A 22,182-nucleotide genomic window follows, 5' to 3' on the forward strand; every position below is an offset into this window, starting at 1 on the left:
TATTTAAGGATCGGGGGTTCCCAGCGTCCGCAGGATCCGATAGCACAGATCCCAGCGGAGGCTGGAACCTCTCAATGCCCTCCCTCGCAGCGTTGTCATCCGATAGCTATCGGATCCAGCGAAAGCTGGAACTGCCTGATAGCCCTGTACGACAACATCTCACTAAAAAATCTTATTATTACTGAAATTACTTAAACAATAAGATGCCCGTTTCTATATTCCGTAGGCTAAAAAGATCAAGTACATTACACCATCTTCTAAAAGCTAAGCCCTCTAAAACCACCTTCCTCCTTCTTTCTTTACTTTGTACCAGCATTTATACAAGCGCTCAAAAGAAAAACGATTCCTACGAGCTCAAGCTCAAACCGGCGTCTTCAGCAATAAAAATTGATGGTGTATTGGATGAACAAACCTGGCAGGAAGCCAACATCGCTAAGGACTTTTATTTAGTCCAACCTATGGACACTAGCTATGCCAAGGTAAAAACTGATGTAATGATGAGCTACGATAAGGACAACCTATACATTATCGCGGTTTGTTATCACGAACCCGGGCCATACTTTGTTGAGTCTCTCCGCAGGGATTTCGGCTTTAACAAGAACGACAATTTCCTGTTGTTCATGGATCCATTCGATGACAATACAAATGGATTTTCATTTGGCGCTAATGCTGCAGGAGCACAGTGGGACGGCATTATGTACGATGGCAGCAAAGTAGATCTCAGTTGGGACAATAAATGGACCTCAGTCGTTAAAAACTATAATGACAGATGGATCTTTGAGGCTGCTATTCCCTTCAAATCCATACGTTACAAAGCGGGTATCACAAAATGGGGCGTCAATTTTAGCCGGATGGACCTGAAATCAAGTGAGAAATCGAGCTGGGCACCGGTTCCCCGCCAGTTCGGTACCGCTTCACTGGCATATACCGGCAACCTGGTATGGGACCAGGCGCCGCCTGTGCCGGGGCAAAATATATCCGTAATTCCCTATGTTATGGGTGGAATTTCCAACGACTACCTGGTTAATCCCACCAAACGCGACTATCGACGTGAAATTGGCGGTGATGTAAAGGTTGCAGTTACTTCGTCATTGAACCTGGATCTGACGGTAAACCCCGATTATTCGCAGGTTGAAGTAGACAGGCAAGTACCTAATCTCGACCGGTTCGAGCTTTTTTTTCCCGAAAGAAGACAATATTTCCTCGAAAACGGCGACCTGTTTTCCAATTACGGATACGCCAATATCCGCCCGTTCTTCTCGAGGCGCATAGGCCTTGGCGTGCCTATTCAATTTGGCGCAAGGTTAAGCGGCAAGCTGGATAAGAACTGGAGGATCGGTTTAATGGACATGCAAACAGCGAAAGTCGGCAATAGCCTCCCCGCTCAAAACTTCGCCGTTATGTCGCTCCAGCGAAAAGTATTTGCCCGTTCTAATATCGGTGCTATATTCATAAATAAACAGTCGCTCAACTTTCAGCCGTCACATGCAGCTGCCTCGATATCAAAATATAACCGCAATCTTGGCTTAGAATATAACCTGGCCTCAGCAGCAAACACCTGGACAGGAAAGGCTGTGGTGCTGAAATCATTTAGCCCCGAGAGAAAGGGGAATGATTTCATGCAGGCAGCAAACCTCAATTATATCAGCGGCAACTGGAACGTAAACTGGCAGCATGAGATCGTTGGCCGGAATTATAATGCTGAGGTAGGGTATGTTCCACGGACAGGATATATCAACTTCAATCCACAGGCAGCATACCTGTTCTTCCCAAAAAAAGGAAACCTTGTAAGTCACGGACCAAAGATCGTCTCCGCGAACTATTTCGACCAGTCGTTTAATCGCACAGACAATACCACATACCTTGCTTATAACATCAATTTCAGGAGCAGGGCTACATTTACCGCGTGGGCGGCAAACGACTATGTCAAATTATTGCGTCCTTTTGATCCTACTAACTTTAATGGCGCCACACTGCCTGCGGGATCCGAACATCATTGGAGGTCCTGGGGAACTGATTTCGTGTCGCGGCCTCAAAGCTTACTGACCTATGCATTTTCTACCCGCTATGGAGGATATTATGCTGATGGTACAAGATTGAATATTAACACTGAACTCGGATACCGCTTTCAGCCCTATGTAAGCCTCGCATTAAGTTCCAGCTATAACGATATAAAACTGCCCCAGCCATGGGATAGAACTAAATTCTGGCTGGTTGGCCCGCGCCTGGATGTGACAATGACTAACAAGCTTTACTTTACGGGTTTTGTTCAATATAATGAACAACGGGAAAATCTCAATATCAACACGCGTCTGCAATGGAGATATAAACCCGCATCGGATATATTCATCGTTTATACAGATAATTATCTGCCCACGCCATTCTCTGTCAAGAACAGGTTTTTAGTGTTGAAAGCAACTTATTGGTGGAATCTTTAATTGTCATTGCGAGCGCAGCGAAGTAACAGCCTTATTCGCCTTCAATAACCGCACAAAATTTGCACCCAATATATTTATGATATCTTTTTCCGCATAGCCCCTTTTCAGCAGCGCATCTGTGATCACCGGATAATTGGACACATCATCCAGGTGCTGAGGATAAGATTCTGCACCATCATAGTCTGCACCGAGTCCTACATGTTCTGACCCGACCAGCTTAACCATATGGTCTATGTGATCTATCAGCAGTTCCAGGGGCGCACGCATATAATATATCTCTTGCTTATATTTCTCGTTGATCTCATTCTGTGCTTTCGAGCGACTTGAATACTTTTTAGTTAATTCGGCCAGCTCCGCTTTGTGATCAGCAATAAACTTAGCTTGCTTCCCCGAATACGTACTGTCCAGGAACCCGCTGTAAAAATTCACGAAAACAACACCGCCTGTCCGGGCGATGCCCTTTATTTGCTCGTCTTTCAGGTTACGTTGGTGGGCATTGAATTTATATGCCGAGCTGTGCGACGCCATTACAGGCTTTGTCGTAATCTTTAATACATCATTAACGGTGGTTTCCCCTACATGCGAAAGATCGACTATCACACCCAGTTCATTCATTCTTTTAATAATCTTCTTTCCCAGATCTGTCAACCCCAGATGCTTCAAACTGTCCCTCTTAAAAGTTTCGTCATAGGCCGAACTAGCCCAGGGAGTGCTATTATTCCATGTGAGAGTCATATAGGTCATGCCGCGCGCTGCCAGTGCCTCCAGATAATCTATCCTGCTTTCTATCATATGACCACCTTCCACACCGATCATGCCGGCCATTCTTTTAGACCGTACAACCGATTCTAACTCAGACGCCGTTTTCACCAGTTGAAGTTTGTCGGCGTGCCTCCTGGCAAGTGCATTCAGGGAATCAATCTGCCGGTTCGCCAGCGCGAATCCTCCTGAGGCGTCACTCCAGATAGAAAAAACCTGAACATCAAGACCACCTTCACGCGCCCTGACCAGGTCAAAATTTCCCCCCGGCTGACGCTTTCCCACGTCAATTCCGGATCTGATCTGATCGGACATAATATCTCCGTGCGTGTCAACTACAACCGCTTTTTTATGCAATTTAGAGGATTGCCCGAATGCGTGGATTGACGTTAGCAGGGAGACTGCAAGTAGTATTTTTTTCATTTTCGAGTATTGCTTCGTTTTAACGATTTTTCTTTTTGACCCCGAAGGCGGTCACATATTTATAGTAATTAATATTTCCGACCAATCGACCCTGAAGGTGGTCACATATTTATAGTAATTAATATTTCCGACCAATCGACCCCGAAGGTGGTCACATATTTATAGTAATTAATATTTCCGACCAATCGACCCTGAAGGTGGTCACATATTTATAGTAATTAATATTTCCGACCAATCGACCCCGAAGGTGGTCACATATTTATAGTAATTAATATTTCCGACCAATCGACCCCGAAGGTGGTCGTATGTGAAGCTGTCAAGCATATACGACCGCCTTCCGGGGTCGGGGTCGGGGCTGTAAAGATGTTCTATAAACGTGTGACCCCTTCGGGGTCAACCCAGTCTTTATGACACGCCTATTTGCTAATTTGCTCATTTCCTAATTTTATCATCTACGAATTTGCCTCTCACGTCTGCAGCACCCCTACATTAAACTGCTTTTCTATAGGCGCCTGGTTCGCCGCTTCAATTCCCATAGAAATTACTTTTCTGGTTTCAAGCGGGTCGATAATACCGTCTACCCACAGCCTTGAGGCAGCGTAGTAGGGAGTTGTCTGGTTGTCATAACGGTCTGTGATCTCTTTCAGCAGCTCGGTTTCTTTCTCCTGGGTGATTTCTTCGCCTTTAGCTTTCAATGACGCCTCTTTAATTTGCAAAAGCACCTTCGCCGCCTGCGATCCTCCCATTACAGCAATCTTGGCCGAAGGCCAGGCAAAGATAAGCCTTGGGTCATAAGCTTTACCGCACATGGCATAGTTACCCGCGCCGTAAGAGTTCCCTATCACAATAGTGAACTTTGGAACAACCGAATTGGCCACGGCATTTACCATTTTAGCACCATCCTTGATGATACCTCCCTGCTCAGAACGACTGCCAACCATAAAGCCGGTTACATCCTGTAAAAAAACAAGCGGGATTTTTTTCTGATTGCAGTTCATGATAAAACGGCTTGCCTTGTCCGCGGAGTCTGAATAAATAACCCCCCCAAACTGCATTTCACCTTTTTTACTTTTAACTACTTTACGCTGGTTGGCAATAATTCCAACCGCCCAGCCATCAATACGACCCAGGCCGCAGATGATGCTCTGACCATAAAGGGCTTTATATTCTTCCAGTTCAGAATTGTCCAGTAAGCGCTTAATAATCTCCCTCATATCATACGGGCTTTCGCGGCTTTCCGGCAGCAGCCCGTATATCTCTTCTTCATCCAGCTTCGGCGGAGCTGCCTTTACCCGGTCGAAACCGGCATTCTCAGGTGAACCGATCATGCCGACGATCTTGCGTATAGAATCCAGGCATGTTGCATCATCCGGATGTTTGTAATCCGTAACGCCGGATATTTCGCTATGTGTTGATGCGCCTCCAAGAGTTTCATTGTCGATATCTTCCCCTATAGCTGATTTTACCAGGTAGCTTCCCGCAAGGAAAACAGACCCGGTACCCTCCACGATCATTGCCTCATCGCTCATTATCGGCAAATAAGCACCGCCAGCTACGCAGGATCCCATGATTGCCGATATCTGTACAAGGCCTCTGCTGCTCATGATGGCATTGTTGCGGAATATTCTTCCGAAATGTTCTTTATCCGGAAATATCTCATCCTGAAGAGGCAGGAACACTCCCGCCGAGTCTACCAGATAAATTACCGGCAAGCGATTTTCCATCGCAATTTCCTGAGCGCGGAGGTTCTTTTTTGCTGTCATAGGAAACCAGGCGCCAGCCTTAACTGTGGCGTCATTTGCCACGATCATGCACTGACGGCCAGATACATAACCGATACCGCAAACTACTCCGGCGGAGGGACAACCGCCAAATTCCTTGTACATATCCTCAGCCGCAAAGGAGCCTATTTCCAACCAGGGCTTGCCCTCATCCAGCAAATATGAAATTCGTTCCCGGGCGAGCATCTTACCTTTCTCTTTTTGTTTAGCTGCTGCCTTCTTCCCGCCTCCGGCATATATTGCCTTCAAACGACTTTTGACTTCATATAAGAGCTGCTTGTTTTTGTCTTCGTTTTTATTGAACTCCAGATCCATAGCCGTAAGTTAAGAAATAACAAATTGAGAGAATCTTGCTAATTCAGTTTGTAGCATGAATAAAGCACTGCAGGCGGCAAATTCATTTCCAGGCTTGTTTCCATCCTGTCGAAAATGGGCACGAAATAATTCTTCTGCAGGGAATACAGAAATTGGCGGTACACACCACCTTTCTTCAAAAGACCGTAGCAGTCATGCAGAAGTTGGCTTCGGTCCGAGTTATCAAAGAGGCTTAACGGCAAGCCTGATATTATAATGTCTACGGAACCCGGATCGAAATATTTAGTAACATCAGCTGCAGACTCTTTGATTAGATGAAAACGGTCATCTTGTATATTTTCAAGCTTGGCATAGAATTGTGGTTCTATTTCAAAACAGTAGAATTTGGAATCCGGATGCAGCTTCGAAAGTATCCTCTCTGTGATATTACCGCTTCCCGCTCCCAGTTCGATTACGATCTGCGGCCTCTGAAAATTTATTTCGTGAGTGATGTTGCGGGAAACAAAGCGTGATGACTCATACACCGCCCCGGTGGTTCTTATTTTCTTAATATAGCTTAAAGCTTTGGAGATCATCAATTTCGTATAGATTTCAACGAGGTTAAATATGGAATAATGTTACCGGATTGGATTAGCAGCTGGAAAATAAAGATAATATAAATACTTTAACAACCCAGAACATAAACGTTGTTGCCAGTCCTAAAGTATCCCCCGTTTTCTGAGGAGCGACATAAGCCGGAGAGGAATTTCTTAGCGAACCCGTGACCAGGTTTCGGTTCGCCCTAGCATGGATATTCCTACATAGCCACGCACATTTATTTTGTCCCGCTCAGCCATGCTGATCCTGCAACTGTATGTCCGGCCCGTCTTTGGATCGTAAATGGTACCATCTTCCCATACTCCTTTTTCGGTGTATCTGAAGCCTTTCAGCATTTCTAAACCCAATATTGGGCGTTTAGCGAGCTTCTGATCAGGATTCTTATTATCCGTTTCTGGCTTGCCTGTACCGTCATTAGGCTTTTTCAGCCAAACAATTCTTCCCGAAAACTTACCGTCCGAGGGATATATAAGTATCTGGGCATCGCCTGAAGTTGTTAGCCATTTTCCGATCAATGCGTCCTTATGCTGTGCAAAAGCACTGCTAATGCTAATTAGAAAGAGTATTATCAACAATGATCGTTTAGCCATGGATCGCACATTTAATATTTAACTATAAAAATATCGATAATTTACATTTTAAGCATAGAATCTTCTCCTAAGATTTTATATTTGCAGTCCCTTAGAATGCCCGGATGGCGAAATTGGTAAACGTTGCGGTCTCAGAAGCCGTTGGAGTTAAATCCTTGAGAGTTCGAGTCTCTCTTCGGGCACAAACGTAATACGTTGTACGTTATACGTTTTAAGTTTTAAGTTATAGGCACCTGCCCAGGTGGCGAAATTGGTAGACGCACCACTTTGAGGGGGTGGCGCCTTAACGGGTGTGGCAGTTCGAATCTGCTCCTGGGCACAAAAGATTACTTTAGGGGGAGCAATGCGCATTGCTCCTTTTTTGTAAACGCTCGATAAACCCGGTCAACTAACCGCTCAGACTTACAACGTATAACGTACCTCGTATCACTCAATCAGCATTCTTCCCAAATACACGCTATTCGAACACCTATCCCGTTCCTCTGTAATAAATGCTATATACAAGTCTGCTTCATGACCGCCGAATGTTGTGCATTTGAGTGTCTGTTTACCGACACGCCGCGTCGCTCCGCATAGATCTGCGTAGGAAAAGTTCAAATCATCGGAATGGGCCACGACCATTACGTGATCGTTATTGTTTTCTACAGGCTCCCAGGTAAACTCAAGAATTCCCGGTTCTATCTGTGTTACACCCGGCGATGCCGGTATAGGCAGGTCACCCCAGGATATCAATACACGGGAAGGATCTACAGTAAAATCCTCCCTGATCGCGTTAAGCTTGAGATATGATAAGGCACTGCCGAACCCATGCTGCTTCCGCGAGTAATTTTTAAAACCTACCCGTACAGCGGGTAGAATAGGTTTGAGCCATTGCTGTGCTACCTTCATTCGCTTTTGGTTGTCGAGCTGCTTTTGAGTTCTAGCTTTACTTATTCGCGGTAATCCGCGGATAATCCCCTGACCGTAGCGATCAACGTAACCTACAACGGATCCGGCCTTGCCGCGAAAGGGTCCGTTAACCCCATTTATTAATACTGCCATAATTCTTTCTTTAGTTAATGCTTTAGCTAATAGAAAGTTACCTAAACTTATCATATAATCAAGGGATAATTTGCAGGTTATTCGAAGATTATTCACAAATTATCCGTCAATTTCCCTAAAACATCCGAACAAGCTCCGAATAAGCTCCGAAGAAATAGGTACCCAATTAATAGCCTTTTAGCTGTGATTCAATAATCAAACGTGCTTTTCGGGTAAGGTAGATGTGGTGATAGCTTGCCTATGGTTCGGCGGGAATTGTGTTACAATAAATATACAAAAGACCCCGGAGGTGGTCACATGCTTGTAGAAGAAATCATTCCTGCCCTTTCCGACCCCGGAGGTGGTCGTATATGTTTGATACTTTACATGCGACCACCTTCGGGGTCGATTTGTCGGAAATATCAATTACTATAAACATGCGACCGCCTTCGGAGGTCGAAAAGTGAAATCTTTTAACCGGACATTAGTGGTCCGAAAGACAGGATTCTATTCCTCATTCAACAGCAATACGGGAGTATCCTTCTTCGCAAATTCGAGTCCGAAAGACAGGGTTGTATTGCCTGATTCAAAAGCAATACACGGAGGATGTTTCCTTAAAAGTGCGGTAGTCAGATTTGGACTTTCAGCCCGTCATAAGCCAGATAAATGCTTTCCGGCAGTTCGTTAGAAACGCGTTCATGAGTTCCCAGGCGGTGGCTGATATGAGTAAGATAGGTTTGCTCTGCATTTATTTCCCGGGCAAGACTAATTGCCTCATCGAACGTGAGATGGGAAATATGGTCCTCTTTCTGAAGGGCATTTATAACAACAATTTTGGACCCCCGGATTTTTGATATATTTTCCTTATCAATGGTTTTTGCATCGGTGATGTAAGTGAAATCTCCTATCCGGAATCCAAAAACAGGAAGACGGTAATGCATTACTGTAATGGGAATAATTTCAATGCCGGCCACACTAAATGGCTGATCAGCTGTAATTTCATGCAGCTGCAGGCGCGGGATACCGGGGTATTTAGCCTCGGAGAAGATATAATGGAATTCTTGCTTCAGGGCATTCTGAACACGGATATCGGCATAGACATCGATTTCAGATTGTTGCTTGTAGTTAAACGCCCTTACGTCGTCCAGGCCTGCTACGTGGTCTTTATGCTCATGTGTAAATAAGATTGCATCAAGATGCCTGATACGGGCACGAAGCATCTGGTACCTGAAATCAGGCCCCGCATCAATGACAATTGATTTTCCCTGAGTCTCAATTAAAACAGAGACCCGGAGCCTTTTATCATGCTTGTCCGGTGATGCGCAAACTTCACACTCACAGGCAATGACAGGTACACCCTGTGATGTTCCGGTTCCCAAGAATGTGACCTTCAAAATTCCAGTTTGGTTTGTTTTAATAAATAAAGAAAAGCTTTTTGCTTCTCATCCAATAAACTATCGTCTGTGTCAGCATGCTGAAGCAGATCGGCCAGCGCCAATATCTTATTTTCCAGATTTGAAAATTTGTTAACGATGATCACCCTGCTCTGCTGCAGGACACAGGCGCCGGTTTTAAAATTTCCTTTTTCGTAACGCAATTTAAAGCCCAGCGATCTCAGCAGGGCTTCGAGTTTATCAAGAGTGTGCTGGGTATACGAAAGAGCCATTGCAATCAAAATTAAACAAAAAGGGCTTAAACTTTACACGTTTAAGCCCTTTTAAGAAAATATTTAATCTTAGCGAAGATCTACAACCTCTACCCCCGGGTACTTCTTGGCATCAAATGCAAAAGTAGATTCGGGAACTTTAATATTAGGTGTAAACGTTTTGATGGCGTAAGTGTATTTATTACCATTTTTATCGAAAATAACCGCGCTTGTGATCTGCTTATTTAACTTATCGATCTGCAAACGCACTTTAAAAAACGTCCGCTTCGAATCAGTTGGTGTAAGGTCGATATTATGGACCATTCTTCCGTTGGCCGCCTTGGTATCATTGGTGTAAAGAGATTTAAACCCTTTTTCATAGATAGTAAAGATCTTGGCGGGATTTAAACCCTCAGAGCTGTTATCAACTTCGCTTAACTGGACTTCCTTATCGGCCTTCAAATAGGTCCATTGATTCTTGCCATCGCTGATCAGTTCCTGTCCCTTAAGAATGATCTTATACTTATTAACCTTGGATCTGACGTATAATGTCCCTGACTGGGTTTCCTTAAGCTTAGCCTGAGGGTTTTCCAAAGTGTAGGAAAAATCGGTCTTTATAATATCATAGTTCCGGTATTTCTTGCTTACTTCTGCGAGGATTGCCTTTGCTTTAACTTCACTTTGCGCCATCAAGTTCACCGCCGATCCCAGAATTACAAATGCGCATATAACTAACTTTTTCATTTTCTATTTTCTAATCTATTTCTTAACGTTTATTTCCTAATCCTTAAAGCCTAATCCCTAAAGCCTAAAGCCTAATCCCTAATCCTTTTGATCTAATGTACCCAAGAACTGTTCCAAAGAATATTCGTCAGGTATAAGAACCTCGCGCGCCTTGCTCCCTTCGAAAGGACCAACAATCCCCGCGGCCTCAAGTTGATCAATTATCCGTCCTGCCCTATTGTATCCTAATTTCAGTTTACGCTGAATTAATGACGTAGAGCCCTGTTGGTGCATGACAATTAGTCTTGCTGCCTCTTCAAAGAACTGGTCTCTTTCTGACGCATCGAAATCTTTCATGGACGATTCAGAATTTTCATCCAGATATTCAGGCAGCATAAAGGCAGAAGGGTAACCTCGCTGAGAACCTATAAATTCCGATACCTTTTCCACTTCGGGTGTGTCGACAAAGGCGCATTGTATCCTTATAAGATCACTGCCGGTGGATAGCAGCATATCTCCCCGTCCTATGAGCTGATCCGCTCCCCCGCTGTCGAGTATAGTGCGTGAGTCTATTTTGGATAAAACGCGGAAGGCAAGACGGGCAGGAAAATTGGCTTTAATGGTACCGGTAATAATGTTTACTGATGGTCTTTGTGTGGCGATCACCAAATGTATTCCAACTGCACGCGCGAGCTGGGCAATACGGGCTATCGGGGTTTCGACTTCCTTACCCGCAGTCATCATCAAATCGGCAAATTCATCAATAATCAGAACTATAAATGGAAGAAAACGATGACCATCATTCGGGTTAAGCTTCCTGCTGATGAATTTCTGGTTATATTCCTTAAGATTCCTGACATGCCCATTTTTCAGAAGGTCGTAGCGCTGATCCATCTCAATGCAAAGGGAATTAAGTGTGGCGATCACCTTTTTCGTATCGGTAATTATCGCGTCTTCTTCTCCTGGTAGTTTCGCCAGAAAATGCCGTTCTATCTTCCTGAATAAGGTTAACTCTACCTTTTTAGGATCTACCAGCACAAATTTCAACTGGGAAGGATGCATTTTATACAAAAGAGACACGAGAATTGAGTTAATACCCACAGATTTCCCCTGTCCGGTTGCCCCCGCTACGAGCAGGTGAGGCATTTTAGACAAATCGGCGATATAAACCTCGTTGGATATGGTTTTACCGAGTGCAATCGGCAGGTCCATGGTGGTGTTCTGGAATTTCTCCGTGGCCAGTACGGAACGCATAGACACCATTTCCGGATGCTGATTAGGCACTTCAATACCTATGGTGCCTTTGCCGGGCATGGGAGCAATGATACGAATACCCAAAGCAGCAAGACTGAGGGCTATGTCATCTTCCAGGTTTTTGATTTTGGAGATCCTTACTCCCGGTGCGGGAATTATCTCATATAAAGTTACTGTCGGACCAATGGTTGCTTTGATCTTATCAATCTCAATATTGTAATGATTAAGGGTTTCAACGATCTTGTTTTTGTTTGCTTCCAGTTCTTCGGCGTTTACAGCGATCTTGTTCGACCCGTAGTTCTCGAGCAGGTCGAGCGGGGGATATTTATAGTTCGACAGGTCGAGAGTAGGGTCATACATACCGAACTGCTCAACGAGTTCAGTTGCTTTTTTCTCCTCTTCGGACCTTTCGATCACCAAAGCCGGCGATTCCTTAATTTCATTGACAACTGTCTCCGCTGTTTCCATTGGCACATTCTTCGACGGACTTAACACCACATTAACGTGTTCCTGGGGTTCAGGCTGTGCGGCGGTTTGAACAAGCGGCGGTAAATTCTGATTAATCTTATTGGTAGCGCCGTTCTCGGAACCTGACCGGTTAGGCAGGTTAAATTCTACGGGCGCATAGGTCACCTCCTCTTCCAATTCTACGTTATCCGGAGTTTCCGGAACTACATATCTGGGTTCCTTTTTCCACTCGGGTATCTTGAAGTCAACATTATAAGCAATGATCAGAACAGCTAATCCAGCGAACACGAGCAAACCGGCAGTTCCCGCATCGCCAATCTGGGCCTGAAGAAGCCGGTTTGTCCAGAAGCCAAACTCGCCCTCCAAATAGTGCGGGTAATCAGATAAAAATGCGTGGAAAAAACCTAAGGTAACCGAGATAAATATGAGCAGGAAAAAAGAGTATGACAAAGTCTTCGAGAGGGAAAAAACCTTGATCTTAAACAGCATCCGGTATCCTACGACGAAGAAAACCCCTATAAAAATAAAGGATGCTACGCCGAACCATTCAAAAATAAACTGGTGAGATAAGAGAGCTCCGAACTTGCCGAGCCAGTTTTGCACTACCGGTTGGTTCAATCCCATTTCACCTAGCTCGGCCTGTGTTTTCCATAAATTAGACCAGCCTCCATTAGCATCGATCACATAGCTTTGATCGTCCTCCCAGGTAAAAATATAGGAGGTAAAAGCCACCATAAAATATAGAGAGACAATCAGAAAGAATAAGCCGATGATCTTTACCGTGCGATCGTCGTTCAGCCTGAATTTGGGCATGACTTCTCCTGTTTCCCTCGGAACCCTTTGTTTTGCTGCAGACTTCGACTTTGGTTCATTACGAAATGAGTTCTCATTTCTGAATTGATTTCCTCTCAAGGGCATCGGATATTAATTATTTAGTGACAAATATAGCTTATAAAAGAATAATCGGATATCACTGAATTTACTGTTTTTTGCCCCCTGGCTTAAACCTTACGGGCGGTTGCGAGTCTTATAATTAAGTGGTATGTAATTATACTGAGAATATTTTAAACCAGTATAACGCTTTTAAGGCAGCATATTACATAGTTTAGGTTTAGGTGGTTGATCCCACTCCTTGGTCAGGAGTGGGATTTTTTTGTTTATTTTTATTAATATTGATTGTCGGACAGATATTTATCTTTTAAAACAGGAAATAATGGATCAGGATTTACTGGAAGAATACATCCAAACAGGCAATTCCAATGAGCTGGATGCCCTGCTAAACGGTAATCCCAAACTCGCAACGCTAAAAACAAGCCTTCAGGTATCTCCCCTGATGTTGTGCTGTTATTATAAAAAGCCGGAGTTGTCTGAGATTATACTAAAATATATTAACGATATTACTTTTTTTGAAGCCGCAGCCTTGGGAAAGCAGGACCTGGTAGAGCAAAAACTGCAAGATAATCCCACCCTGATCCATGAGTTTTCGGACGACGGCTTCAGCCCACTGGGCCTGGCTTCATATTTTGGGAATGAAGATGTGGTCAGGTTATTACTTCTGAAAGGTGCGGAACCGAACATTCCGTCGCAGAACGGGTATAATGTTTACCCTATCCATTCTGCCGTATCATCGAACTATGACATGATCGCTAAAATGCTCCTGGAGGCGGGGGCGAATGTAAATGTAGTGCAGATGTCGGGAGCCACTCCTCTACATTCTGCTGCCCATAACGGCAATATTGAATTGTTGATTGTGCTTCTTGAAGCCGGAGCTAACGTAGATGCTAAAATGGAGGACGGTAAAACTCCGGCAGATAAAGCGTCCGAGAAGGGTTTTGGGGAAATTGCGAAAATACTTTCGTGAGAGGAGCAAGGATCAAGGAACAAAGAGCAAAGATTTGTCCACTGAAATAAATCAATAACCTGCTAATTTGACTAAAGCGACTACATCCTCATTAACGCATAGATGTCTTTATTCTTTTATCTTTATTCCTTACTCCTAAAGATCCAGCACTCCAGCTCTTCTTCTCCTTATAAAATGGCGTATATCAAGAACGAGTGCAGCACAAACATAAAATATCAAAGGAAACCCTACCGCCAGAAAAGAAGAATAAATAAAGAATAGCCTGATCTTTGATATGGAAATATTTAAACGCTCGCCCAGATATGTGCAAACTCCAAAAGACCGTTTCTCAAAATATGTTATAAATTCCTGTAACATCTTATATGTTCAATAACTTCATTCCAATGCCACAAGATAAGCATTTCTTCTGATCGCAATAAGCTTTTTTTAGCTCAATTAACGACTGTGAGAAAAATGCATTCTCTGGCCGGATGTTAATTTCTTTAAAACGGCTTATCAAGGAATTTGTTTCAGGTTCGAGGTTCTCGAGCAGGATGATGCTGCGGTTAACGTGCTCATGTGAGCAGACCTGTCTTCCGTAGGCCATCAGAAATACAGCCACAGTATTAATCAGGATGCTGTTAACTGACTGTTTTCCCAAGCGGCACGTGCAGCGAACGGGATCGGTATCAAAACGGTAGTGGCTCTCCCAATATTTATTGACGGGAAGATGATCAAACATTTTGATCAGTGCAGCTATATCTGTTTCTGCAATTACATTTGAAAACAAATGGTTCGACCTGATAATGAGCGAGGCAAATTGAGCAAGCCTTATTGTCGGAAAATTTGCGGGCCGCATCCTTAAATATTTCCAGAGATAGTTATCTATTGATCTTAAAGAATGCTTTTTCTTGAGAAAAGAATATTCCTTCGTCAGCAACCTGGGATATTCATCCTGATATGGCTGGTTTAAAAATCCGGCTTGCCCGAAAATCAGCGCTTCTATCTGAAGAGGTCTATCCTTATATCTGGAAACGAGCCGCCGCGGAAGAGACCTCGCCAGCATTTCAAAGGGTATCGCATTTACTTTGAATCCGAAATTTATGGCCAGAAATATGTAAAAAGCGTCATCCCAACTTCCGTTGAGCTCGGAGAGCAAATAGCTGATCGTGGCTGATTTCTTCTCCAGTCTTTCAATTCCGACCCGGTAAAGCCAGTTCCTTATATGAAAAACATCCACTTCGGCTATCTGACGGCTGCAAGGTATCCAATCCAGGCACTCAATGAGTGTGAGGTATTTATTAGTGATCTGCTTTGGTGTAAGGTGCTCCAGGCATAGCACGGGGATCATCGTTTGGTCTGAACGGACAATATCCTGGTCATGCTTCCCTACGACGTGCAGGATCACATTGTCGTAGGCCATATCTGACTGATGATTATGACGGCTCCAATCGGACGAGCGCAAATGTATCTCCACATTTCCGACCCAAAGAGTTCCGCCAATTCTGATCGTCGCACCTTCAAAATCCGGTCCCGCGTGAGAGTTATGGATCCCAACTTTCAGTATTTCGATCGGTTCACCTGAAGTAGTTCGCAAGTCCCTCTGCTCAAACAGCCGGAATTTCCATAAGTAATGGAGAAAGTCTTCAGGTACAGCCATAGTTTAATCTACGGCGTTGTTACACAGTTACATTATTTTATGATCGAATGGTGGGTTTTATTGAGGTTCTGGTTGTTGCAGTTTGAGGGAAGTGTCAGTATTCTGTAATCAGTAACCAGTAATCAGTATTCGGTTACTGCTTACTGGTTACTGATTACAAATTCCTTTTTCTTCCAGCAAAACACTCATCTCTTGCTGCAATTTCAGAGCTTCTTCCCTTGCCCGGTCAGCAAAGTCGCCGTCTTTAGATGCATAGATAATTGAACGGGACGAATTCACCAATAGACCGCAATCGGCATTAAGACCGTTTTGACTTACGTCCTGTAAGTTGCCGCCCTGGGCACCTACTCCCGGGACTAACAGAAAGTGGTCCGGAGCATGTTTTCTGATGCTGATGAATTCTTCGTTCCTCGTGGCTCCAACAACGTACATCATCCTGTCATCGCCAGCCCATGTATTTGCTGTATCTATAACAGTTTCGAACAAGCGCGAAGTACCCGTATTAATAAATTGGAAATTCTTTCCCCCTTCATTCGACGTAAGGGCGAGTAGTATAACCCACTTGTCTTCAAATTCCAGAAATGGCTTAACTGAATCTATTCCCATGTACGGTGCAACAGTTATTGCATCAAAACTCATCCCCGAAGTGGAATGGTCAAAAAACGCTTTGGCGTACATGGCGGATGTATTTCCAATATCACCGCGTTTGGCGTCAATAATACCTAAACAGGTTGGAGGTATATAATTGGCTGTGCTAATAAGGCTCTCCCACCCCTTTAACCCACGGCTTTCATAAAAGGCGCTGTTAGGTTTATATGCTACACACAAATCGTGCGTTGCATCAATAATCCTTTTATTGAACTCAAACACGGGGTCAGCGTAATCTAAAAGGAAGCGGGGGATCAGGTTTATGTCTGTATCAAGCCCTATACACAAAAACGACTTCTTCAATTTGATCTGCTCTATTAACTGTTTCCTGTTCATTGGCTTGAAATTTGAGCGAAAATAAATAAAGAAGGGGGCTTGCCCTCAAAAAAAGAATTAAAAGTTTTGATTATTTCATTTTATTGTATAGCATTGTGCTGTAATCTCAATTTATCCCTGAATTCAGGAAATCACAATAATTCTTAGATATCTATTTTCTGTAATTTTTTGTGTTGTCGTTCTCCAGGATAAATTTTTTGAAATCAAATTCCCAAAAGACATAAACCATATTTAATGCTGGATAGTAATAAATTGAACGATAAGCTCGTTTCCGAGCTGCGTGAAATTGCTCAAACTCTTGGTGTGGCCGACACAGACACCTTACGTAAACAAGATCTTATTCATAAGATTATAGAAAGCTCTGTCGAACCATCGCCCCTAACTTCAGAAACAACAGCACAAAACGCAGATATCGGTGTTACTGTGGAAGCTGCCGCAGAAGCGAAACCTCGCAAACGGCTGCGAAGTGTTAAAAGCAAGAACGAGACTAAGCAACACAAGGAAGTACACCTTGATAATACCAGAACTTTCGATTTCCCCGAAGAAGATGAGATATCCCAGCGAGATGCTGTCGGGGAATCCACTGAACCTCAGGCAACAACTGAAGATCAAAATATAAGCCAGGAGCCTAATCCCGCAGGAGCTTCTGAAAAACCCTCGGATAAGTCTGCAGGGCAGGGAGACCAGAAAAAATTTGAACGTAAGCCGAACCAGAATAATCCCAGTCAAAATAGAAATCAGGAGCCCGTCATAAACATGGATTTTGATAATGTTATAGTGAACGAGGGAATTTTGGAGATAATGCCTGATGGATATGGTTTTTTAAGATCTTCAGATTACAACTACCTTTCTTCACCGGATGATATCTACGTTTCCCAGTCGCAGATAAAACTTTTCGGCTTAAAAACAGGTGATACGGTAAGGGGCAGCATACGCCCACCAAAAGAAGGTGAGAAGTATTTCCCACTGGTGCGTGTGGAAGCGATCAACGGCCGTATCCCGGCTGAAGTCCGCGACAGGGTACCATTTGATTACCTCACTCCTCTTTTTCCAACTGAGAAATTAAATCTTTTCGTTGACACAGCAAATCATTCTACAAGGATAATAGATCTGTTCACGCCAATTGGTAAAGGACAGCGCGGACTGATCGTAGCGCAGCCCAAAACCGGTAAAACTATGCTTCTGAAGGATGTGGCGAATGCGATTGCGAAGAACCATCCGGAAGTCTATCTGATCATCCTTCTTATAGATGAACGTCCGGAAGAGGTAACAGATATGGCAAGAAGCGTGCGTGCGGAAGTAGTTTCATCGACTTTCGATGAACCGGCCGAACGCCATGTTAAGATAGCTAATATTGTCCTAGAAAAAGCGAAGCGAATGGTTGAATGTGGGCATGACGTAGTAATTTTACTGGATTCTATAACCCGCTTGGCGAGGGCATATAATACGGTTGCTCCGGCTTCAGGTAAAATTTTGTCCGGAGGTGTAGACGCAAACGCTCTTCACAAGCCTAAACGATTCTTCGGTGCGGCAAGAAACATTGAAGATGGCGGTTCTTTGACGATCCTGGCAACAGCTCTTACAGAAACCGGATCGAAAATGGATGAGGTGATCTTTGAAGAATTCAAGGGAACCGGTAACATGGAGCTCCAACTGGACAGGAAATTATCTAATAAACGTATCTTCCCTGCTATTGACCTTACAGCTTCGAGTACACGACGCGACGATTTGCTTCTTGACAAGGATACGCTTCAGAGAATCTGGATCCTCAGAAACCACCTTGCCGATATGAATTCGCAGGAATCGATGGAATTCCTGCAGTCGCAAATGCGTGGTACGAAAACGAATGAAGAATTTTTGATATCGATGAACTCGTAGGAGGATTAGGTGTTAGGCATCAGGCGTTAGGCGTTAGGGCCTCACCCATTCCCTAATACCTAATACCTAATACCTAAAGCCTAATACCTGTTCTCAAAATGAAAAAACACATCCCAAATACCGTAACATGCCTGAACCTTTTCAGCGGTTGCCTTGGGGTTGTATTTGCATTCGAGGGAAACCTGCACTGGGCGTCGTATGCCATCTTTATAGCAGCAGTTTTCGACTTTCTTGACGGAATGCTGGCACGTTTGTTACAAGCATATTCGGACATAGGAAAGGAACTTGATTCGTTGGCGGATGTGGTGAGCTTCGGTTTTCTCCCGTCGGTGATCATATACCAGCTTTTCCAGCAATCTGCACACCCATACTCTTCCTGGCTTAATTATACAGCTTTCCTTATTGTTATTTTCTCAGCATTGAGGTTAGCCAAGTTCAACATTGACACCAGGCAATCAGATAATTTCATTGGATTCCCGACGCCGGCAAATGCTATTCTTATCGCTTCGCTTCCATTTATAGCAGATCAGGGTATATTCATGTCATTTCTACCAGGCAGTCCCTTGTTCCTGGTTGTACTTAGCCTTGGGATGGGACTATTATTAGTTTCGGAAATACAACTTATATCCTTAAAATTCAAGGGACTTAACCTGAATGCGAACGCCCATCGTTATATTTTGGTAATTTCCTCGCTCGTTCTCCTTCTATTACTTAAATTTGCCGCTGTTCCATTAATAATACTTTTATACTTTCTAATATCATTCATCCATTTCAGATCAACAAAATGAAGTTTATAGCCGAAGTTAATATAATGCCACTTAAGGAAATTCTTGATCCTCAGGGAAAAGCAGTGACGGGCAGTATGAAAAACCTGGGATTACAGGAAATTCAGAATGTCAGGGTTGGCAAGCATATTACACTCGAGGTAGACGCTGAAAATGAGGCTGCTGCACGTCAAAAAGTAGATGAGGCCTGTAGAAAATTATTGGCAAATCTGATCATGGAAAGCTATGAATTTGATCTACGCCAAGCCTGATCAGGTTACTGCAGATCCTTTTTTACTTCAGCAAGCTTAGTAAAAAAATCGCCGCTAAAATCGTAGAGTGACTTAAATGCGGGGGCTATCTTTTCGGTATTAACAAGGCTGCGCGCATTTGCTTCGATTTCAGCCATTCCCTCTCTGGCGGCATCCGCTCCCATGAACGCCAGCGTTGGCTTAATTTTATGAGCTATTTCCGCAACCTTAGCCCAGTTCTCCTCACTTATAAACTGTTTTAACTGCTCAAAGTAACCTGGTGTCTGATCAAGAAATAATTCTATCATTTCAACCATAAACTCGTTGCTTCCGCTGGATACGTCCCGCAGGTATGAGAGATCAATTTTAAACTCGGATTTAGAACTTTCAGGCATAACAGCGCTAAGATAGTTTTTTTACGAATAAAGTATCCGACAAATCCTCCAATAAACGGGTTATTGATTTGTTAAAAACCGGATGGATGTATGCAGGAGCTATTTCACTCAGTGGCTGAAGACAAAAGCGCCGTTCGTGAAGGAAAGGATGCGGTATCTTTAGATCAGGTTTATTTATCACACGATTTCCGTAGAATAAGATATCGATATCTATGGTCCTGGATCCCCACTTCTCTCTTCTCTCCCTTCCCAGTTCTGTTTCAATTTTCAGGATCCCTTCCAGTAGATCTTCCGGGTTTAATTCTGTTTCAACCATAAGTGCCTGGTTTACGAAATCCGGTTGATCGTGCACCCCCCATGAAGCCGTCTGGTAAACAGATGAGCGCGCCTTTATGATACCCAGTCTTTCGCTTATAAGGCGAGCAGCCTCCGTAAGGTATTTTCGCCGGTCGCCCAGATTGCTTCCTAATATCAAATATGTGTTATACATGCTATTTTAAAGCTCTCTGTAACAAATCGGCGTGTTGAGACTCTGTATTTTAGTATACTTGCATAGTTAGAAATTTTGACCCTTATATGAAAGAATTTTTCAAATTTGTTTTTGCTTCGATGGTGGGCGTGATACTCTCCTTTTTTGCACTGTTTATTCTTTTTATCGTTTTCGTAACAGCCATCGTGGCCTCGGCCGGGAAGGACGGAAAAGTTGAGGTTGCATCAAATAGCGTGGTTCACATCAGCCTGGACTATCCTATCTCCGAAAGGACTGACAAAAATCCGCTGGCAGCCTTTGATTTTATGGGATTTGAGGGCAAAAAAAACCTCGGGCTCAAAGAGATCATCGGTGGTATAAAAGCTGCTGAGACCGATAAGAATATAAAAGGCATCTATCTTGACGCCTCATCACTATCAGCCGGTTTTGCTACGATCGAGGAGATCAGGAACGCTCTTATTGATTTCAAAAAAAGCGGAAAGTTTATCATTGCATATAGCGAGGTTTATTCGCAGGGTGCGTATTATCTCGCAACGGCGGCTGATAAAATATACCTGAACCCCGAGGGTATAGTGGATTTCAGGGGCTTAAGCTCAGAAAGTGTCTTCTTTAAAGGCGCGCTGGATAAATTAGGTATCGAAGCCCAGGTTATTAAGGTTGGCACATACAAAAGCGCGGTGGAGCCTTTTATCCTGGATAAAATGAGCGAGCCTAACCGTCAGCAGGTAACTTCATTTCTGGGATCTATGTACGATCACTTTCTTTCTGAAATTTCAGAAAGCCGGAAAATCCCAAAGGCAACCTTGTTCTCACTTGCCGACAGCGCAAAGATCCGGGATCCTAAAGATGCTGTCACTTTTAAGATGATTGATGGCTTACGCTACAAAGACCAGGTACTTGATGAGTTGAAATCACGTACAGGTATTGATAAAAAGAAGGATGTGAAGTCTGTTAGCCTGGAAGAATATGCTCCAACCGAAGAGAAAAGTACCGGCTCCTCAAACAGGATCGCCGTTATATATGCCAACGGTGAAATAATAAGCGGCGAAGGCAGCGATAAGGCCATGGGGTCTGAAAGGATTTCCAGGGCTATTCGTAAAGCACGGACGGACGATAAGATCAAAGCGGTTGTGCTCCGGGTGAATTCACCCGGCGGAAGTGCGCTTGCTTCAGATGTCATGTGGAGAGAAGTGGTACTCACCAAAAAGGTAAAGCCGGTTATTGTTTCAATGGGTGATGTTGCTGCTTCGGGCGGGTACTACATTGCCTGCGCTGCAGATTCTATCTTCGCCCAGCCGAACACAATCACTGGATCAATCGGGGTTTTCGGGATCATTCCTAATATGCAGAAATTCTTTAATGATAAGCTCGGGATAACCTTCGACGGTGTTAAGACTGGTACCTTTGCCGATCTTGGAGATGTAAGCCGCCCTCTTACAGACGCTGAAAGATTGATCATCCAGCACCAGGTTAACAATATCTACAATACATTCACAAAAAAAGTTGCTGATGGACGCAACAAGTCGCAGGCTTATGTCGACAGCATCGGCCAGGGCCGGGTATGGAGCGGAACCGAGGCTTTAAAGAACGGGCTCGTCGACAGGCTTGGTGATATTGATGATGCCATTGCATCGGCCGCTAAAAAAGCTAACCTGAAAGACTACAGGATAGTCAGTTATCCTGCACAGGTTGACCCCCTAAAATCGTTATTTAATGACTCGGCTGACAAAGTCCGCGTTTACTTTGCCCGAAGAGAGCTGGGGGATAATTTCACCTATTACGAGCAATTAAAATCGGCGATAGGCCTTTCGGGGATCCAGGCCAGAATGCCTTATAACATTACTATTAAGTAGATTCAGGTTACTGTACAATAATTATTATATCAACCCTTCCCTTTTCAGGGCAGG

At 43.9% G+C, this 22,182-nt stretch carries 19 protein-coding genes and 2 tRNA genes; 8 read left to right on the forward strand and 13 right to left on the reverse strand.

The window, feature by feature from the left end:
* Nucleotides 1–203 precede the first annotated feature (203 nt).
* A complete protein-coding gene (locus P2W76_RS05110; protein WP_276346472.1) occupies nucleotides 204–2,438 on the forward strand; it encodes a DUF5916 domain-containing protein in 2,235 nt (744 codons plus the stop codon).
* Between the two features lie 3 nt (nucleotides 2,439–2,441).
* Here the strand turns inward: P2W76_RS05110 and P2W76_RS05115 are convergent, their stop codons facing one another.
* The 4 genes from P2W76_RS05115 to P2W76_RS05130 all read right to left on the reverse strand — a co-directional run bounded on the left by P2W76_RS05115 (nucleotide 2,442) and on the right by P2W76_RS05130 (nucleotide 6,903).
* Nucleotides 2,442–3,620, reverse strand: a complete 1,179-nt coding sequence (locus P2W76_RS05115) for a dipeptidase (RefSeq protein ID WP_276346473.1) — start codon at nucleotides 3,618–3,620, stop codon at nucleotides 2,442–2,444.
* 467 nt (nucleotides 3,621–4,087) lie between these two features.
* Nucleotides 4,088–5,716 (reverse strand): carboxyl transferase domain-containing protein, encoded by a 1,629-nt coding sequence (locus tag P2W76_RS05120; protein ID WP_276346475.1) that lies wholly within the window; start codon nucleotides 5,714–5,716, stop codon nucleotides 4,088–4,090.
* Between the two features lie 38 nt (nucleotides 5,717–5,754).
* A complete protein-coding gene (locus P2W76_RS05125; protein ID WP_276346476.1) occupies nucleotides 5,755–6,291 on the reverse strand; it encodes a methyltransferase in 537 nt (178 codons plus the stop codon).
* Between the two features lie 174 nt (nucleotides 6,292–6,465).
* Nucleotides 6,466–6,903 carry a DUF2147 domain-containing protein gene (locus tag P2W76_RS05130; RefSeq protein ID WP_276346477.1) on the reverse strand — a complete coding sequence of 146 codons (438 nt, stop codon included), beginning with the start codon at nucleotides 6,901–6,903 and terminating at the stop codon, nucleotides 6,466–6,468.
* Between the two features lie 98 nt (nucleotides 6,904–7,001).
* Between P2W76_RS05130 and P2W76_RS05135 the strand changes: the two genes are divergently transcribed.
* Nucleotides 7,002–7,085, forward strand: a tRNA-Leu gene (locus tag P2W76_RS05135).
* 53 nt (nucleotides 7,086–7,138) lie between these two features.
* Nucleotides 7,139–7,222 (forward strand) — tRNA-Leu (locus P2W76_RS05140).
* A 107-nt stretch (nucleotides 7,223–7,329) separates the two neighbouring features.
* Here P2W76_RS05140 and P2W76_RS05145 read toward each other — a convergent pair.
* The 5 genes from P2W76_RS05145 to P2W76_RS05165 all read right to left on the reverse strand — a co-directional run bounded on the left by P2W76_RS05145 (nucleotide 7,330) and on the right by P2W76_RS05165 (nucleotide 12,931).
* Complete coding sequence (locus P2W76_RS05145; RefSeq protein WP_276346479.1) at nucleotides 7,330–7,944, reverse strand: DUF6266 family protein; 615 nt, start codon at nucleotides 7,942–7,944, stop codon at nucleotides 7,330–7,332.
* A 608-nt stretch (nucleotides 7,945–8,552) separates the two neighbouring features.
* Complete coding sequence (locus tag P2W76_RS05150; RefSeq protein WP_276346480.1) at nucleotides 8,553–9,317, reverse strand: MBL fold metallo-hydrolase; 765 nt, start codon at nucleotides 9,315–9,317, stop codon at nucleotides 8,553–8,555.
* The gene (locus tag P2W76_RS05155; protein ID WP_276346482.1) at nucleotides 9,314–9,589 is read right to left on the reverse strand and encodes a hypothetical protein; all 276 of its coding nucleotides are present in this window, start codon (nucleotides 9,587–9,589) and stop codon (nucleotides 9,314–9,316) included. Before P2W76_RS05155 ends, P2W76_RS05150 begins: the two co-directional genes overlap by 4 nt.
* 69 nt (nucleotides 9,590–9,658) lie before the next feature.
* Nucleotides 9,659–10,312 carry an outer membrane lipoprotein carrier protein LolA gene (locus tag P2W76_RS05160; protein ID WP_276346484.1) on the reverse strand — a complete coding sequence of 218 codons (654 nt, stop codon included), beginning with the start codon at nucleotides 10,310–10,312 and terminating at the stop codon, nucleotides 9,659–9,661.
* Between the two features lie 78 nt (nucleotides 10,313–10,390).
* Nucleotides 10,391–12,931, reverse strand: a complete 2,541-nt coding sequence (locus P2W76_RS05165; protein WP_276346485.1) for a DNA translocase FtsK — start codon at nucleotides 12,929–12,931, stop codon at nucleotides 10,391–10,393.
* Between the two features lie 295 nt (nucleotides 12,932–13,226).
* Here P2W76_RS05165 and P2W76_RS05170 point away from each other — a divergent pair, with 295 nt between their 5' ends.
* The gene (locus tag P2W76_RS05170) at nucleotides 13,227–13,874 is read left to right on the forward strand and encodes an ankyrin repeat domain-containing protein (RefSeq protein ID WP_276346487.1); all 648 of its coding nucleotides are present in this window, start codon (nucleotides 13,227–13,229) and stop codon (nucleotides 13,872–13,874) included.
* A 358-nt stretch (nucleotides 13,875–14,232) separates the two neighbouring features.
* Here the strand turns inward: P2W76_RS05170 and P2W76_RS05180 are convergent, their stop codons facing one another.
* Together P2W76_RS05180 and pyrF are read right to left on the reverse strand one after the other, a co-directional pair.
* Nucleotides 14,233–15,513, reverse strand: a complete 1,281-nt coding sequence (locus P2W76_RS05180) for a DUF2851 family protein (protein WP_276346490.1) — start codon at nucleotides 15,511–15,513, stop codon at nucleotides 14,233–14,235.
* Between the two features lie 147 nt (nucleotides 15,514–15,660).
* The gene (pyrF, locus tag P2W76_RS05185) at nucleotides 15,661–16,497 is read right to left on the reverse strand and encodes an orotidine-5'-phosphate decarboxylase (RefSeq protein ID WP_276346491.1); all 837 of its coding nucleotides are present in this window, start codon (nucleotides 16,495–16,497) and stop codon (nucleotides 15,661–15,663) included.
* Between the two features lie 234 nt (nucleotides 16,498–16,731).
* Here pyrF and rho point away from each other — a divergent pair, with 234 nt between their 5' ends.
* From rho to purS, 3 genes are all read left to right on the forward strand, one after another.
* Entirely contained in the window at nucleotides 16,732–18,375 is a 1,644-nt protein-coding gene (gene rho / locus P2W76_RS05190) for a transcription termination factor Rho (protein ID WP_276346492.1), read from the forward strand.
* Nucleotides 18,376–18,473: 98 nt separating this feature from the next.
* Entirely contained in the window at nucleotides 18,474–19,163 is a 690-nt protein-coding gene (gene pssA, locus P2W76_RS05195) for a CDP-diacylglycerol--serine O-phosphatidyltransferase (protein WP_276346493.1), read from the forward strand.
* On the forward strand, nucleotides 19,160–19,411 hold the full coding sequence (purS, locus tag P2W76_RS05200; protein ID WP_276346494.1) for a phosphoribosylformylglycinamidine synthase subunit PurS: 252 nt from the start codon (nucleotides 19,160–19,162) through the stop codon (nucleotides 19,409–19,411). Before pssA ends, purS begins: the two co-directional genes overlap by 4 nt.
* Before the next feature lie 5 nt (nucleotides 19,412–19,416).
* Here purS and P2W76_RS05205 read toward each other — a convergent pair whose 3' ends face one another.
* Complete coding sequence (locus P2W76_RS05205; protein WP_276346495.1) at nucleotides 19,417–19,785, reverse strand: Hpt domain-containing protein; 369 nt, start codon at nucleotides 19,783–19,785, stop codon at nucleotides 19,417–19,419.
* A gap of 7 nt (nucleotides 19,786–19,792) precedes the next feature.
* Nucleotides 19,793–20,275 (reverse strand): 2-amino-4-hydroxy-6-hydroxymethyldihydropteridine diphosphokinase, encoded by a 483-nt coding sequence (folK, locus tag P2W76_RS05210; RefSeq protein ID WP_276346496.1) that lies wholly within the window; start codon nucleotides 20,273–20,275, stop codon nucleotides 19,793–19,795.
* An 86-nt stretch (nucleotides 20,276–20,361) separates the two neighbouring features.
* On the opposite strand from folK, the gene sppA reads away from it, so the two are divergent.
* A complete protein-coding gene (gene sppA, locus P2W76_RS05215) occupies nucleotides 20,362–22,128 on the forward strand; it encodes a signal peptide peptidase SppA (protein WP_276346497.1) in 1,767 nt (588 codons plus the stop codon).
* Nucleotides 22,129–22,182: the final 54 nt, after the last annotated feature.

Origin of the sequence: Daejeonella sp. JGW-45 (genome assembly GCF_029360805.1) — a bacterium.
Classification (GTDB): Bacteria; Bacteroidota; Bacteroidia; order Sphingobacteriales; family Sphingobacteriaceae; genus Daejeonella.

Excerpts from the sequence above, each read along its gene's own strand:
- P2W76_RS05110 (WP_276346472.1), top strand. The coding sequence starts at position 204 with ATGCCCGTTTCTATATTCCGTAGGCTAAAAAGATCAAGTACATTACAC.
- P2W76_RS05115 (WP_276346473.1), bottom strand. The coding sequence starts at position 3,620 with ATGAAAAAAATACTACTTGCAGTCTCCCTGCTAACGTCAATCCACGCA.
- P2W76_RS05120 (WP_276346475.1), bottom strand. The coding sequence starts at position 5,716 with ATGGATCTGGAGTTCAATAAAAACGAAGACAAAAACAAGCAGCTCTTA.
- P2W76_RS05125 (WP_276346476.1), bottom strand. The coding sequence starts at position 6,291 with ATGATCTCCAAAGCTTTAAGCTATATTAAGAAAATAAGAACCACCGGG.
- P2W76_RS05130 (WP_276346477.1), bottom strand. The coding sequence starts at position 6,903 with ATGGCTAAACGATCATTGTTGATAATACTCTTTCTAATTAGCATTAGC.
- P2W76_RS05145 (WP_276346479.1), bottom strand. The coding sequence starts at position 7,944 with ATGGCAGTATTAATAAATGGGGTTAACGGACCCTTTCGCGGCAAGGCC.
- P2W76_RS05155 (WP_276346482.1), bottom strand. The coding sequence starts at position 9,589 with ATGGCTCTTTCGTATACCCAGCACACTCTTGATAAACTCGAAGCCCTG.
- P2W76_RS05160 (WP_276346484.1), bottom strand. The coding sequence starts at position 10,312 with ATGAAAAAGTTAGTTATATGCGCATTTGTAATTCTGGGATCGGCGGTG.
- P2W76_RS05165 (WP_276346485.1), bottom strand. The coding sequence starts at position 12,931 with ATGCCCTTGAGAGGAAATCAATTCAGAAATGAGAACTCATTTCGTAAT.
- P2W76_RS05170 (WP_276346487.1), top strand. The coding sequence starts at position 13,227 with ATGGATCAGGATTTACTGGAAGAATACATCCAAACAGGCAATTCCAAT.
- P2W76_RS05180 (WP_276346490.1), bottom strand. The coding sequence starts at position 15,513 with ATGGCTGTACCTGAAGACTTTCTCCATTACTTATGGAAATTCCGGCTG.
- pyrF (WP_276346491.1), bottom strand. The coding sequence starts at position 16,497 with ATGAACAGGAAACAGTTAATAGAGCAGATCAAATTGAAGAAGTCGTTT.
- rho (WP_276346492.1), top strand. The coding sequence starts at position 16,732 with ATGCTGGATAGTAATAAATTGAACGATAAGCTCGTTTCCGAGCTGCGT.
- pssA (WP_276346493.1), top strand. The coding sequence starts at position 18,474 with ATGAAAAAACACATCCCAAATACCGTAACATGCCTGAACCTTTTCAGC.
- purS (WP_276346494.1), top strand. The coding sequence starts at position 19,160 with ATGAAGTTTATAGCCGAAGTTAATATAATGCCACTTAAGGAAATTCTT.
- P2W76_RS05205 (WP_276346495.1), bottom strand. The coding sequence starts at position 19,785 with ATGCCTGAAAGTTCTAAATCCGAGTTTAAAATTGATCTCTCATACCTG.
- folK (WP_276346496.1), bottom strand. The coding sequence starts at position 20,275 with ATGTATAACACATATTTGATATTAGGAAGCAATCTGGGCGACCGGCGA.
- sppA (WP_276346497.1), top strand. The coding sequence starts at position 20,362 with ATGAAAGAATTTTTCAAATTTGTTTTTGCTTCGATGGTGGGCGTGATA.